Annotated in this window: 11 protein-coding genes; 2 read left to right on the top strand and 9 right to left on the bottom strand. The window is 64.5% G+C overall.

The genetic code is table 11. The features are described 5' to 3' along the window. Positions 1–42: 42 nt before the first annotated feature. The 7 genes from QN085_RS06630 to QN085_RS06600 form a co-directional block, all read right to left on the bottom strand. The gene (locus tag QN085_RS06630) at positions 43–828 is read right to left on the bottom strand and encodes an iron-containing redox enzyme family protein (RefSeq protein ID WP_015269299.1); all 786 of its coding nucleotides are present in this window, start codon (positions 826–828) and stop codon (positions 43–45) included. A gap of 30 nt (positions 829–858) precedes the next feature. Further along, positions 859–3,315 (bottom strand): EAL domain-containing protein, encoded by a 2,457-nt coding sequence (locus QN085_RS06625; RefSeq protein ID WP_044046904.1) that lies wholly within the window; start codon positions 3,313–3,315, stop codon positions 859–861. Between the two features lie 275 nt (positions 3,316–3,590). Beyond that, positions 3,591–5,423, bottom strand: a complete 1,833-nt coding sequence (locus QN085_RS06620; RefSeq protein WP_013971445.1) for an ABC transporter ATP-binding protein — start codon at positions 5,421–5,423, stop codon at positions 3,591–3,593. Next, positions 5,416–6,048, bottom strand: coding sequence for a DsbA family protein (locus QN085_RS06615; RefSeq protein ID WP_013971444.1), 633 nt, complete (start codon positions 6,046–6,048; stop codon positions 5,416–5,418). Before QN085_RS06615 ends, QN085_RS06620 begins: the two co-directional genes overlap by 8 nt. Before the next feature lie 3 nt (positions 6,049–6,051). After that, the gene (trhO, locus tag QN085_RS06610; RefSeq protein WP_013971443.1) at positions 6,052–6,984 is read right to left on the bottom strand and encodes an oxygen-dependent tRNA uridine(34) hydroxylase TrhO; all 933 of its coding nucleotides are present in this window, start codon (positions 6,982–6,984) and stop codon (positions 6,052–6,054) included. 219 nt (positions 6,985–7,203) lie between these two features. Next, positions 7,204–7,500 carry a BolA family protein gene (locus QN085_RS06605; protein WP_003252644.1) on the bottom strand — a complete coding sequence of 99 codons (297 nt, stop codon included), beginning with the start codon at positions 7,498–7,500 and terminating at the stop codon, positions 7,204–7,206. Positions 7,501–7,510: 10 nt separating this feature from the next. Continuing rightward, entirely contained in the window at positions 7,511–8,035 is a 525-nt protein-coding gene (locus QN085_RS06600; RefSeq protein ID WP_003259051.1) for a DUF2059 domain-containing protein, read from the bottom strand. Between the two features lie 155 nt (positions 8,036–8,190). Here QN085_RS06600 and QN085_RS06595 point away from each other — a divergent pair, with 155 nt between their 5' ends. Next, complete coding sequence (locus QN085_RS06595) at positions 8,191–9,585, top strand: class II fumarate hydratase (RefSeq protein WP_285690031.1); 1,395 nt, start codon at positions 8,191–8,193, stop codon at positions 9,583–9,585. Between the two features lie 123 nt (positions 9,586–9,708). Here QN085_RS06595 and QN085_RS06590 read toward each other — a convergent pair whose 3' ends face one another. Together QN085_RS06590 and pap are read right to left on the bottom strand one after the other, a co-directional pair. Then, positions 9,709–10,671, bottom strand: a complete 963-nt coding sequence (locus QN085_RS06590) for a DMT family transporter (protein WP_169775072.1) — start codon at positions 10,669–10,671, stop codon at positions 9,709–9,711. Between the two features lie 254 nt (positions 10,672–10,925). Then, on the bottom strand, positions 10,926–12,419 hold the full coding sequence (gene pap / locus QN085_RS06585) for a polyphosphate:AMP phosphotransferase (protein WP_013971440.1): 1,494 nt from the start codon (positions 12,417–12,419) through the stop codon (positions 10,926–10,928). 153 nt (positions 12,420–12,572) lie between these two features. Between pap and mnmC the strand changes: the two genes are divergently transcribed. Then, complete coding sequence (gene mnmC, locus QN085_RS06580; protein WP_013971439.1) at positions 12,573–14,537, top strand: bifunctional tRNA (5-methylaminomethyl-2-thiouridine)(34)-methyltransferase MnmC2/FAD-dependent 5-carboxymethylaminomethyl-2-thiouridine(34) oxidoreductase MnmC1; 1,965 nt, start codon at positions 12,573–12,575, stop codon at positions 14,535–14,537. The last annotated feature ends 78 nt before the right edge of the window (positions 14,538–14,615 follow it).

Here is a 14,615-nt window from a genome sequence, read left to right as displayed (position 1 = left end):
GGGAGCGGGTTTACCCGCGAAGAGGCCGGGACAGAAGAGCGATCAGCCCGCTGCCAACACCGGGCGCATGCGCCCCTGCTGGCGCCCTTCCAGCTGCATGCACCGTTCCAGGAACAGGTACATGCAGTCGTAGCTCTTGCAAATCGCCTTGCGCAGTTCATTGCGCAGCCCCAGGGTCGGGTTCTCGCCCGCCAGGGTGCAGATGATCTCCAGCGCCTCCCACGGGTGCGCGTCGTCATACTGGGCATGCATCTTCAGCCACTTCATCGCCCGCTTGCGCTGGTCCTCCGGGAAGCCCAGCGCATAGGTGTCGGTGGAGCACACCACCGCCGACCATTCACCGGTCGCACCTTCGATGGCGTAGTTGGTCGCCGCCATGGAAATGGCCAGGTTCTCGGTGGCGCACACGCGCCAGCACCAGTCGTTCAGGCCGTTCAGTTCAGGCGGCACTTCCTGGGCCTGCAGCTCGTGCAGGTGCACGCCATGCGCCTGGCACCAGTTCACCCAATAGTCGGCGTGGTTGAGCTCGACACGGATGTTGCGCATCAGCCAGCGCCGCGCCATGTCTTCGCCCTGGTGCCGACCATAGCGGGTCTTGGTCAGGTTGTGGGCCATGTACAGCGAAAACTGCTCCACCACCGGCCAGCCACCGATCAGGTACTGGCGAATGGTCGATTGCTTCAACTGGCCATCGCGCAGGCGCGCGTAGAACTCATGCTCGACTACCCGGCGCTTGCTCTCGCGGCAGTCTTCAATCAGTTGCTGGGCCCATTGGGGGTAGCTGGCGGGATCCATCAAAGGCCCGATACGAACGAATGCGTCAATCACTTTCAGCTCCTTGATCCTTGTGATTTCTAGCTAGCGAAACGTGCCAGGTGCCCGCTGCAACAGAGGCCGGGCGGCGATCCGTTGGCGCTGCAGACTGTCACAGGTGAACACCTGAGGGCGTTCGATGAGGTAGCCCTGGGCGTAATCCACGCCGATTTCCTGCAAGGCCTGCTCGATCAAGGGTGTTTCGACGAATTCGGCAATGGTGCGCTTGCCCATTACGTGACCGATGTGGTTGATGACCTCGACCATGGCCCGGTTGACCGGGTCGTCGAGCATGTCCTTGACGAAACTCCCGTCGATCTTCAGGTAATCCACGGGCAAATGCTTGAGATAGGCGAACGACGACATGCCGGCGCAGAAATCGTCGAGCGAGAAGCGACAACCCAGCCCCTTCAACTCGTTGATGAAACGGATGGCGCTGCCAAGGTTGGCTATGGCGCTGGTTTCGGTGATTTCGAAACAGATCATCCGCGGCGGAATGGCGTATTCGACGAACAGGCGTTGCAGGTACTCGAGGAACTTGTCATCGCCAATGCTCGACCCCGACAGGTTGATCGCACAGATCGACAGCGGCCCCTCGCGCCCTTCGTCCAGGCACTGGCGGATGACCAGGAACACATTGCGCACCACCCAGCGGTCCAGCGCGGTCATCAGGCCGTAGCGCTCGGCCGCCGGGATGAAACTGCTGGGCAGGATGGTACGCCCGCTTTCGTCGTGCAGGCGCAGCAGGATCTCGATATGGCCGGGGCCTTCGAAGGTTTTCAGCGGGGCGATTTCCTGGGCGTACAGGCAGAAGCGGTTTTCTTCCAGGGCCACGTGCAAGCGCTGGATCCAGGCCATTTCACCAAAGCGCATGGACAGCTCGCTGTCGTCGGCATGGTACACCTGCACGCGGTTGCGGCCCTTTTCCTTGGCCATGTAGCAAGCCATGTCGGCGGCGCGCAGCGAGGTTTCGAGGGTGCCGGGGGACTGGGCCATGTGCACCAGGCCGACACTGACGGTGGTGACGAACGGCCGCCCTTTCCACACGAAATGCAGGCTCTGCACCAGCTGGCGCAGCTGCTCGGCAATGCGCTCGGCCTGGTCGGGCGGGCAGTTTTCCAGCAGCACGCCAAATTCGTCACCACCCAGCCGGGCCAGGGTATCGCCCTCGCGCAGGCCGGACTGCAGCACGGCGCAGATGTGCCGCAGCAGCTCGTCGCCGGCGGCATGCCCGCAGGTATCGTTGACCAGCTTGAACTGGTCGAGGTCCAGGAACATCAGCGAATGCCGCCCGGCCTGGCGCGCCAGGTCATTGAGCGCCTGCTCCAGGCGGTATTCGAACTCGCGGCGGTTGGCCAGGCCGGTCAGGGCGTCATGGGTCGCCTGCCAGGACAGGTTGGCGATGTACTGGCGCTCCTGGGTCATGTCGTGCAGCACCAGCACGATACCGCTGACCTGGCCGTCATTGACGATCGGCGAGCCGACCAGGTTGACCGACACAGTGCTGCCGTCCAGGCGCTGGATCAGCCGGGCATGCTCGGCGCCGCCCTTGAGGCTGCCACTGAGCACCTGCTCGACCAGGCTGCGGCCGTCTTCCTCGGCCTGCTCGTCCACCAGGCTGAACAGCGCCGACAACGGCAGGCCCTGGGCTTGGCCGGCCTGCCAGTGGGTCAGTTGTTCGGCGGCCGGGTTCATGTAGCCGATACTGCCCTCCACATCGGTGGTAATCACCGCATCGCCAATGGCCTGCAGGGTAATCTGCGCCCGCTCCTTTTCTTCTTGCAGGGCGCTGGCAAAGGCCTGGCGCTGGGCCAGCAGCTTGCTGGAGCGGCGCCAGGCAATGGCAATCAGGAACATCGCGGTCAGCAGGTTGGTGATCAGCAGCACCCGCAGCAGCATGCGCGAGCCTTCGCCCAAGGCATCGCTGAACGCCTTGGCGGCCGGGGTTACCCCTTCGTTGATGGTGACGATGCGCGCCTTCCAGTCGCTGACCGTGCGGGCGTCGACCGAGCCAGCGGCGAAGCTGCTGCGCATTTCCACGGCCAGCATATCCAGCTTGCCCAGGTAGTCGTCGCCGATGTCCCAGTAGTCGATGGCCGTCTGCATGTAGCTTACGTTGCGAAAGTTACGGTAGAACCAGATGATCCGCTCGACATCGTCGGGGTGGTTGCCGCCTTGCAGCACGGCCTGGCGTGCGGCATCCAGGTCGGGGCTGGGCTGGTCCATCACTTCGCGCAGTTGGTGGTCGCCCTGGGGCACGGTGATGGCCTGGCGATAGCGCTGATAGGTGCTGTCGTCGCGGGTTTCGGCGTACAGGTTGAGGTAGTAGATGGCGTCTTTCTGCGCCTTGGACCACAGGCTTTCGCCCGCGACGTAGGCACGCACGGCCGAGAGCGTATAAAGGCTCAGGCTGCCCAAGGCTACCTGGAAGACCACAACGGCGATGAAGGGCCAGGTGATGCCGAGCAACTTTGGCGCTTCTAGAGTGCGATGTCCCTTCATGGAGTCCCTGTCACAGAGCAGATAAGGCGCAAATCAACCCAGACAAAGCACAGCGTAGGCCATTTGCCATCCCGGCGGTTGGGTTTTTTATGGCAGGAAAGGGGGGTGATTTGCATATGGCCTGAACTGGCACTGTGGGAGCGGCCTTGCGTCGCGAAAGGGCTGCAAAGCAGCCCCGGCAATTTCTGCATCTGCCTTGATTGTCTGGGGCCGCTTTGCGGCCCTTTCGCGACGCAAGGCCGCTCCCACAGGGGCCCGCACAGGCAGACACAAATTCAGCTCTGCTGCAGGTGCCCGTAAAGCTTGGCATACAACCCACCCTCGGCAATCAGCTGCTGGTGGTCGCCATCCTCGGCCACATGCCCGCCGTCGAACACCAGCACCCGGTCGGCCTGTTTCACCGCCGACAGGCGGTGGGCGATGATCAGTGTGGTGCGGCCGCTGAGGAAGCGCGCCAGGGCCTGGTGCAGGTTGTATTCAGTGGCGGCATCCAGGGCCGAGGTGGCTTCGTCGAGGATCACCACCTTGGGTTCGGCCAGCACCATGCGGGCAATGGCCAGGCGCTGGCGCTGGCCACCGGACAAGCGCACGCCGGAGCGCCCCACCACACTGTCCAGGCCCTGCGGCAAGGCGGCGATGGTGGCATCCAGCTGGGCGATGCGCAGTGCCTGCCAGCAGGCCTCGTCGCTGCAGTCACGGCCCATGGTCAGGTTGGCGCGCACGGTGTCGTTGAACAACGACGGGTGCTGCAACACCACCGCGACGTTTTCACGCAGGGTTTCCAGGCCGATTTCCTGCAGGCTGGCACCGCCAAAGCGGATGGTGCCGGCCTGGGCGCTGTAAAGCCCCAGCAACAGCTGCACCAGGGTGCTCTTGCCGCCACCGCTGGCGCCGACTATCGCCACCTTCTCGCCCGGGGCGATGGACAGGTCGAGGTGCTCGAGCACCGGCTCGTCGGCATAGGCAAAGCGCAGGTCGCGTACTTCGATACCTACCGTCTCGCGGCCGGCGAACGGGTCGCTGGCCGCCGGGTACTGCGGCTCGTCGGCACGTGCCAGCAGTTCGTTGAGGCGGCTCAATGCACCGCCGGCGGCGTAGTAGGCGTATTGCAGGTTTAGCAGCTGCTCCACCGGGCCGATCATGAACCACAGGTAGCTGAATACCGCCAGCATCTGGCCGATCGACAGGTCGGAGAACAGCACGGTGAGCATGGCCGCGGCGCGGAAGATATCGATGCCGAACTGGAACAGCAGGCCACTGGCGCGGCCGCTGGCATCGCTCTTCCACTGCGAGTCCACGGCGTAGTCCCGCACTTCGCGGGCGCGCAGGCCAAGGCGACCGAGGAAGTAGCCTTGGCGGTTACCGGCACGGATTTCCTGAATGGCGTCGAGGGTTTCCGCCAGCGCCTGGGTAAAGCGTGCGGTGCTGTCGTTCTCGAGCTTTTTCAGGTGCTTGACGCGCTTGCCCAGCTGCACGGTGAAATAGATCACCAGCGGGTTGAACAGCAAGATCAGCATGGCCAGCTGCCAGTGCATCCAGATCAGGATGGCCGCCGTGCCGGTAAGGGTCAGCATGGCCACCAGGAAGCGGCTCAGGGTTTCGCCGACGAACTTGTCGAGGGTGTCCAGGTCAGTGACCAGATGGGTGGTTACCGTGCCGCTACCCAGGCTTTCGTATTCCTTCAGCGAGATGCGCTTGAGCCGCTCTATCAGGCGAATGCGCAGGCGATAGACGATGTCCTTGGCCAGGCCGGCAAACAGCTTGGCCTGGATCACGTTGAACGCCAGCGCGGCCAGGCGCAGGCACAGGGTCAGCAGCAACATCAGGCCGATGTAGCCCGCCGCCACCTGCCAGCTGGACGGCAGCAGGTGGTTCATCCACTTCAGCGCGGCATCGCCGTGGCCCAGCAGCACTTCGTCCACCAGCAGCGGCAGCAACAGCGGGATGGGCACGCTGCAGCAGGCCGCCAATACGGCGATGAAGTTGGCGGACCAGAGGTTTTTCTTGTGATGCAGGGCCAGGCGGCGGATTTCCGCCCAGCTCAGTCGATCGGCCGCAGTGTGGGGCTTGCCCGGCACCGGGTCGGGTGACCCAGGCACATCAAGCACAGGCGGCCTGCTGCAGCCAGCGGCCGAGCAAGGGTTGCAGGCGCTCCAGCGGCTGATAGCCGTTGGTCAGCAGGGCCAGTTGGCCATTGCGTTCGGCCAGCAAGGTCGGGAAACCGGCGATGCCCAGGTCCTGGGCCCAGCTGAAATCGGCTACAGTGGCGGCGCGGGTGTCGGCACAGGCGAAGGCCTCGGCGAACACGGTGCGGTCGAAGCCTGCCTGTTCGGCCAGGTCGACCAGATGCGGCGCAATGGTGACGTCCACGCCCTGCTCGTAGAACGAACGCTGGATCAGCGCCAGCAGCGGCCAGACGCGTTCGGCGTCCAGCTCGCGGGCGGTGACCAGGGCACGGCAGGCCGGCTCGGTGTCGTAGACGAAGCCGTCGGGCATGGCCCCCTCGAAGCGGAACGGCTGGCCGGTGGCGTCGGCCACCGCCTGCCAGTGTTCAAGGATGTACTTGCGGGTAGAGCTGTCCAGGGCACTGCCGCCGGTACGCAGCCCGCCCGGCACCAGGCGGGTAGGCACGCCTGCGTCACGCGCCTGGGCGATCAGGGCCGCGGCCACGGGTGCGAAACCCCAGCACCAGGAGCACATCGGGTCCATCACATAGATCAGGCGGGCAGACATGCATCAAGCCTCGGCTTTGTAGTTGTAACCGATCGGGTGCGGCAGGTTGCGGGCCTTGGCCAGCTCGATCTGCTTCTGCCGGTCGATGGCGCTACGCCGGGTCTTCTCGCTCAGGGTGTCCCAGCAGTGCGGGCAGCTGACCCCTGGCGAATAGTGCTCGGACGCGCGCTCCTCTGCGTTGATCGGGTGGCGGCAGGCGTGGCACTGGTCGTACTCGCCTTCGCTCAGGTCATGGCGCACCGTGACGCGGTTGTCGAAGACGAAGCAGTCGCCGTCCCACAGGCTTTCTTCCTGAGGCACTTCCTCGAAGTATTTCAGGATGCCGCCCTTAAGATGATAGACCTCCTCGAAGCCTTCACCGAGCATGTAGCTGGAGGCTTTTTCGCAACGGATACCGCCGGTACAGAACATCGCAACCTTCTTGTGCTTGCTGGGATCGAAGTTGGCCTTGATGTAGTCGGGGAACTCGCGGAAGGTTTCGGTCTTCGGGTCGATGGCGCCCTTGAAGGTGCCGATGGCCACTTCGTAGTCGTTGCGGGTGTCGATCAGCAGTACTTCCGGGTCGCTGATCAGCGCGTTCCAGTCCTTGGGCTCGACGTAGGTGCCGACCGCCTGGTTCGGGTCCACGCCCGGTACGCCGAGGGTTACGATCTCTTTCTTGAGCTTGACCTTGGTGCGGTAGAACGGCTGTTCGTCGCAGTACGACTCCTTGTGGTCGACATCGGCCAGGCGTGGGTCGTTGCGCAACCAGGCCAGCAGGCCGTCGATGCCTTCGCGGGTGGCCGACACGGTGCCGTTGATGCCCTCGTGGGCCAGCAGCAGGGTGCCCTTGACGTTGTTGTCGAGCATGGTCTTGAGCAGCGGCTCGCGCAGCTCGACGTAGTCTTCCAGGGTGACGAACTTGTAAAGCGCCGCGACGACGATGGGTTGGGACATGAAGCAGGATCTCCAGTGGTTGCCCTCGTAAGGGGCGGACCGGGTTACACAAGAAACAGGGGGCCGCTGCGCGCCCCATCGCCGGCAAGCCAGCTCCCACATGTATTGCGCCACACTCAAGAAGGGCACTTTACCTGTGGGAGCCGGCTTGCCGGCGATGGGCTGCACAGCAGCCCCCTTTTGGGATGTTGCGGATTCTACCAGAACAACAACAAGGTTTCAGTGCCCGCCGCCCGCGCACACCGGCGAGGCCGGTGCAACGCCGACCTTGGCCCACTCTTCGGCGGTGTAGGTGTGGATGGCCAGGGCATGGATCTCGCCCATCAGCTCACCCATGGTGGCGTACACCTTCTGGTGGCGCTTGACGCTGTTCAACCCGGCAAACTGCTCGCTGACGATCACTGCCTTGTAGTGGGTCTCCTGACCACGACTGTGCATGTGGCTTTCATTGAGCACTTGCAGGTGTTGCGGCGCCAGGGCGGCCAGCTGCTGTTCGATACGCTGTTGCATGGTCATCGCGGCGTACTCACTTCTTCGCCGGGGCGGCGGCCTTGCCAGCGTTCGGGTCCAGTTCCTTGGTCATGTCGTCCAGCAGCTTGTTAACCACCGGTACCGCTGGCTCCAGGCTCTGCTGGGTCAGCTGGGCCGACTGCTGGGTGACCTTGGGCATTTCGCGCAGCACTTTCTTGCCCAGCGGCGATTCGTAGAACTTGACCAGGTCCTTGAGCTCCTGCTCGGTGAAGGTCTGGGTGTACAGGTCGACCATCTTCGGCTTCAGCTTGTTCCAGCCGATGGCGTTGTCCAGCGCGGCGTTGGCCTTGGCCTGGTAGCTTTCCAGCACCGGCTGCTTGGTGGCCGGGGCCTTGGTCTGGGCGAAACGCTGGGCGAACATCTGCTGGACCTGCATGTACACCGGGGTGCCCAGCTTGTCGGCGTTGGCCAGGGTCAGGAATTTCTCGGCAGCAGCGTTGTGGCTGGCGGTGGCAGCGAGTACCTGGCCGCTGGCGCAAGCCAGGGCAACGGCGGCACAAAGGACACGGAGACGGGTCATTGCATTTCCTTCAGAAGAGAGGGAGGCGGGTACCTCAGAGTAGAGCATTCTGCGCCGTGGTGGCGATGTGCTCAAGTGGCACGACGAGCGACGGAACCGCTCGGTCGAATCAGGGCCTAAACTGCGATTTCGAACTACAAGGGAGTGAGTACAGAATGAGCCGTATCGAGACAGACAGCCTGGGCCCGGTCGAAGTTCCTGAGGACGCCTACTGGGGTGCGCAGACCCAGCGTTCGCTGATCAACTTCGCCATTGGCAAGGAACGCATGCCCATCGCGGTGCTGCATGCCCTGGCGCTGATCAAGAAGGCCGCGGCACGCGTCAACGACCGCAACGGCGACTTGCCGGCCGACATCGCCCGGCTGATCGAACAGGCCGCCGACGAAGTGCTGGGCGGCGAGCATGACGACCAGTTCCCGCTGGTGGTCTGGCAGACCGGCAGCGGCACCCAGAGCAACATGAACGTCAACGAAGTGATCGCCGGGCGGGCCAATGAACTGGCCGGCAAAGGCCGTGGCGGCAAGGCGCCCGTACACCCCAACGATCACGTCAACCGCTCGCAGAGCTCCAACGACTGCTTCCCCACCGCCATGCACATCGCTGCGGCGCAGGCGGTGCACGAAAAGCTGCTGCCGGCCATCGCCGAGCTGTCCTCGGGGCTGGCCGAGCTGTCGGCACGCCACCACAAGCTGGTAAAGACCGGCCGCACGCACATGATGGACGCCACGCCGATCACCTTCGGCCAGGAGGTCTCGGCCTTCGTCGCGCAGCTCGACTACGCCCAGCGTGCCATCCGCGCCACCCTGCCGGCGGTGTGCGAACTGGCCCAGGGTGGCACTGCCGTGGGTACCGGGCTCAACGCCCCGCATGGTTTTGCCGAAGCCATCGCCGCCGAGCTGGCGGCGCTATCCGGCCTGCCGTTCGTCACTGCGCCGAACAAGTTCGCTGCCCTCGCCGGCCACGAGCCGCTGACCAGCCTGGCCGGCGCCCTGAAGACCCTGGCCGTGGCCCTGATGAAAATCGCCAATGACCTGCGCCTGCTGGGTTCCGGCCCGCGCGCCGGGCTGGCCGAGGTACGCCTGCCGGCCAACGAGCCAGGCAGCTCGATCATGCCAGGCAAGGTCAACCCTACCCAGTGCGAGGCGCTGTCGATGCTGGCCTGTCAGGTGCTGGGCAACGACGCGGCGATCGGCTTTGCCGCCAGCCAGGGGCATTTGCAACTGAACGTGTTCAAGCCGGTGATCATCCACAACCTGCTGCAGTCGATCGAATTGCTGGCTGATGGCTGCCGCAACTTCCAGCAGCACTGCGTGGCGGGCATCGAGCCGGATGCCGAGCAGATGGCGGCACACCTGGAGCGGGGGTTGATGCTGGTGACGGCACTGAACCCGCATATTGGCTATGACAAGGCGGCAGAAATTGCCAAGAAGGCCTATAGCGAAGGCAAGACCTTGCGCGAGGCGGCACTGGAGTTGAAGTACCTGACCAATGAGCAGTTCGACCAGTGGGTGAGGCCGGAGAACATGCTGGCTCCGGGGGGCAAGGGCTGAGTCGTGCACTGCCTTTACCGGCCCTTTCGCGGGTGAACCCGCTCCCACAGGATTACCACAAGGCTGAATATTGTGGGATGCCTGTGGGAGCGGGTTCACCCGCGAAGAGGCCGGTACAGGCGATCATTGAGCCTGGGCCAACCGCGCCCTGCGGGCGCGCCACCCGGCCACCAGCGAAGGCCCCAGTGCCACCAGCGCAGAGCCTAGCACCACGGTCACCGCCCCCACATAGCCCAGGGCATTGATGTCCTCGGCGTGCACATACTCAGGCCACACCAACGCCGCCAGTGCCACCGCGACAAAGGTCACCAGCGGGGTCAGCGCCAGCGTGGCACTCACCCGCGACGCCTCCCAGTGCGCCAGCGCCTCGGCGAACGCGCCATAGGCCACCAGGGTGTTCAGGCAACAGGCCAGCAACAGCCAGCCTTGCACCGGGGTCAGCTGCAACGCCTCCAACGGGTGGGCCCAGGGTGTCAGCAGCGCGGCGCAACTGAGGTAGATCACCATCATTACCTGCTGCGAATGCCACACCGTCAGCAACTGCTTCTGGCTGAGCGCATAGAACACCCAGACGCTGGTGGCCAGCAGGATGGTCAGCACGCCGGTGGTATAGGTGCCGAGCGAGGTCAGCAGCTCTTCCAGGCGCTGGTTGAAAAACAGCCCGAACCCCGCCAGCAGGATCAGCAGGCCCACGCCCTGCCCCAGGCTGAAGCGCTCGCGGAACACGAACACGCTGGCCACCAGCAACAGCACCGGGCCGATCTGCACGACCAGTTGCGCGGTGCCCGGGCTGAGCAGGTTCAGGCCGATCAAATACAGCACGTAATTGCCCATCAGGCCAAGCACGGCCACTACCACCAGGCCTTTGCCCTTGGGCGTCAGCTTGCTGAAGGAAGGCAGCCTGCGCTTGGCGGCCAACCAGGCGAACAGCAGGCCGCCGGAGACCAGCAGGCGGTACCAGGTGACGGTGACCGGGTCGACCACTTGCAGCACCTGCTTGAGCTTGATCGGCAGGATGCCCCAGAGCAACGCCGTCAAAAGTGCCAGGAAAAGGCCATAGCCCCAGCGGCCGGTAATGGTGTGCATAAAATCCTCGATCGAGCCCGTGGTGGGGGTGGTTGAATTCTACGGGCTTGGAGGGCGGGGACGGTGGTGGGTGCCGGGAAAAGAATTCATCAGGTCATTCTTCTGTGGCATGGCTTGGCAGTTGTGCTGCCTGTTCTGGCCTCTTCGCGGGTAAACCCGCTCCCACAAGGATCACGCAAGATTCAGCCCTGTGGTATTCCTGTGGGAGCGGGTTCACCCGCGAAGAGGCCGGCACAGGCAAACAGGAACTTCGATTATTTCTTGTCCCTGGCAAACGCCGCCTCAAGCGCCTGGTTGATGGTGCGCAACACCTTCACCCGCGCCCAGCGCTTGTCGTTGGCCTCCACCAGCGTCCACGGCGCAATTTCGGTGCTGGTGCGGTCGACCATGTCGCCCACCGCCTGGACATAGTCGTCCCATTTGTCGCGGTTGCGCCAGTCATCCTCGGTGATCTTGTAACGCTTGAACGGGATCTGCTCGCGCTCTTCGAAACGCTCCAGCTGGGTCTGCTGGTCGATCGCCAACCAGAACTTGACCAACACCGTGCCGGCATTCACCAGCTGTTCCTCGAAATCGTTGATCTCGCTGTAGGCACGCATCCAGTCCGCCGGGCTGCAGAATCCTTCCACACGTTCCACCAGCACCCGCCCATACCAGGAACGGTCGAAGATGGTGAACTTGCCACGCGCCGGAATGTGCCGCCAGAACCGCCACAGGTATGGCTGCGCGCGTTCTTCTTCAGTGGGTGCGGCAATGGGCACGATGCGGTACTGGCGCGGGTCCAGCGCTGCCGCCACGCGGCGGATGGCGCCCCCTTTGCCGGCAGCGTCGTTGCCTTCGAACACCGCCACCAAGGCATGCCGGCGCATGTGCTTGTGGCGCAGCAGGCCGGCCAGGCGGGCCTGCTCGGTGACCAGTTGCTCCTGGTAGTCGGACTTGTCCAGGCGCAGGGTCATGTCCAGCGCGCCGAGCAGGCTGCGCTGGTCGATGCTGCGGCCCAGCGGGGCGACGTTGCCCTGGTGCTTGCCTTTGGGGTTGTTGTCCAGTGCCGCCTGCAGGCTTTCCAGCAGGATGCGCCCTACCGCCAGGCTGCGGTAGTTCGGGTCGACGCCCTCGATGACATGCCATGGCGCGTAGTCGCGGCTGGTGCGGCGCAGCACGCGCTCACCAAAGCGCACGAAACGGTCGTAGGTTTCCGACTGCTGCCAGTCCAGCGGGCTGATCTTCCAGCTGTGCAGCGGGTCGTCCTTGAGCGATTTCAGCCGCGCCTTCATCTGCTTCTTGGACAGGTGGAACCAGAACTTGATGATCAGCGCACCTTCGTCGCACAGCATCTCTTCCAGGCGTTCGGCGCCGGTGATGGCCTGGTCGAGCACGGCATCCTTGAACACCCCGTGCACCCGCCCCTGCAGCATCTGGCTGTACCAGTTGCCGAAGAACACGCCCATCCGCCCCTTGGGTGGCAGGGCCCGCCAGTAGCGCCAGGCCGGCGGGCGGGCCAGCTCTTCGTCGGTCTGCTGGTCGAAGGTGAGCACATCGATCATGCGCGGGTCCATCCACTCGTTCAGCAGTTTGACCGTCTCGCCCTTGCCGGCGCCTTCGATACCGTTGATCAGCACGATCACCGGGAAGCGCGCCTGCTGCTTGAGTTCGTACTGGGCTTCGAGCAGGGCCTCGCGCAAAGCGGGTACCTCGGCGTCGTAAGCCTCCTTGTCGATGCTGTGGCCGATTTCTGCGGATTCGAACATGCACTGGCTCCTTCAATGGATAAGCAAGACTAGCGGATTTGAAGGCTTGTGCAGTACCTGTGGGAGCGGGCGTGCCGGCGATAGGGCCGGCACAGCCAGCGCAAAATCCTCAGATGGCATAAAATCCGCCCATCCGCTGCAACCGAGCCAACCATGTCCACCCTCCTCCAGCACGCCCAGATCGACTGGGACGACCAGGGCCGCCCCCATTCGCGGCAATACGACGACGTCTATTTCGCAGTCAACGAAGGCATCGAAGAAACCAGGCACGTGTTTCTCGGGCAAACCCGTCTGGCCGAGCGCTTTGCCAACCTCGCCCCGCACGCCTGCGTGGTGATCGGCGAAACCGGGTTCGGCACCGGCATGAATTTCTACTGCGCCTGGCAACTGTTCGAGCAGCACGCCCATGCCGAGGCCCGCCTGCATTTCGTCAGCGTCGAAAAATACCCCCTCGGTCGCGACGACCTGGCCCGTGCCATACGCCTGTGGCCGGAACTGGCGGCCTACAGCCAGCCCCTGCTGGAGCAGTACGTGGCGGTGCACCCTGGCTTCCAGCAGTTCACCTTCGACAACGGCCGGGTCACCCTCACCCTGCTGGTAGGCGACGTACTGGAGCAGCTGCCGCAACTCGATGCGCAGATCGATGTGTGGTTCCTCGACGGCTTCGCGCCGGCCAAGAACCCCGACATGTGGACCCCGGAGCTGTTCGCGCAACTGGCACGGCTGTCACACCCGGGCACGGTGCTGGGCACCTTCACCACCACCGGCTGGGTACGCCGCAGCCTGGTCGATGCCGGCTTCGCCATGAAGAAGGTGCCGGGCATCGGCAAGAAATGGGAAGTGATGAGCGGCGCCTATGTCGGCCCTGTGCCCAGCCCCGGTGCGCCATGGTATGCGCGCCCGGCTGCCGTTGCGGGGCCGCGTGAAGCGCTGGTGATAGGCGCCGGGCTCGCCGGCAGCACCACCGCCGCCAGCCTGGCACGGCGTGGCTGGCAGGTTACCGTGCTGGAACGCCACGACACGCCGGCTCGGGAAGCTTCGGGTAACCCGCAAGGGGTGCTGTACCTCAAGCTGTCCGCCCATGGCACGGCGTTGTCGCAGATGATCCTGGCCGGTTTCGGTTACACCCGGCGCCAGCTGCAGCGCCTGCAACGTGGCCATGACTGGGATGCCTGCGGCGTGCTGCAACTGGCCTTCGACAGCAAGGAAGCCGAACGCCAGGGCAAACTGGCTGGGGCCTTCGAACATGGCCTGCTGCACTCGCTGGAACGTGCAGAAGCCGAAGCCATCGCAGGTGTGGCCTTGCCGGCTGGCGGGCTGTTCTATCCCGAAGGTGGCTGGGTGCACCCGCCGGCGCTGTGCCAACAGCAGTTGCAGCACCCGGGTATTCGCCTGCTGACGCACCAGGAGGTGCTCGAGCTGCGCAAGGTCGACGGGCAGTGGCAAGCCTGGGCTGGCGAACGTTTGCTGGCCAGCGCGCCGGTGGTGGTGCTGGCCGGTGCCGCCGACGTACTGCGCTTCGAACCATGCGCGCAGCTGCCGCTCAAGCGCATCCGCGGGCAGATCACCCGCCTGCCGGCCACCCCCAGCAGCCGCGCGCTGCGCACCGTGGTGTGTGCGGAAGGCTATGTAGCGCCGCCGCGCGGCGATGAACACACCTTGGGCGCGAGCTTCGACTTCCACAGCACAGACCTGGCGCCGACGGTGACCGAGCACCAGGGCAACCTGGCATTGCTGGACGAGATTTCGGTCGATCTGGCCCAGCGCCTGGGCAGCACCGAACTGGACCCCGGGCAATTGCAGGGGCGTGCAGCGTTCCGTTGCACCAGCCCGGATTACCTGCCGATCGTTGGGCCGGTGGCGGATGCGCAGGCGTTCGCCCAGGCCTATGCAGTACTGAGCCGGGATGCGCGGCAGGTGCCGGATGTGGCCTGCCCCTGGCTGGATGGGTTGTATGTGAACAGCGGGCACGGCTCGCGCGGGTTGATCACGGCGCCGTTGAGCGGCGAACTGGTGGCGGCGTGGGTGTGCGGGGAACCGCTGCCGTTGCCACGGGCGGTGGCGGAGGCGTGCCACCCGAATCGGTTTGCCTTGCGCAGGTTGATTCGCGGGAAATAGGGGATTGGGGCCGCTGTGCGGCCCTTCGCGGGCGACCCCGCGAAGGGCTGCGCAGCAGCCCCATATAACAGATCGATC

This window comes from Pseudomonas sp. M2(2023) (assembly GCF_030263955.1).
Taxonomy (GTDB): Bacteria; Pseudomonadota; Gammaproteobacteria; order Pseudomonadales; family Pseudomonadaceae; genus Aquipseudomonas; species Aquipseudomonas asiatica.
The sequence above is the reverse complement of the archived record's forward strand: the minus strand, read 5'-3'. Positions and strand labels throughout refer to the sequence as shown.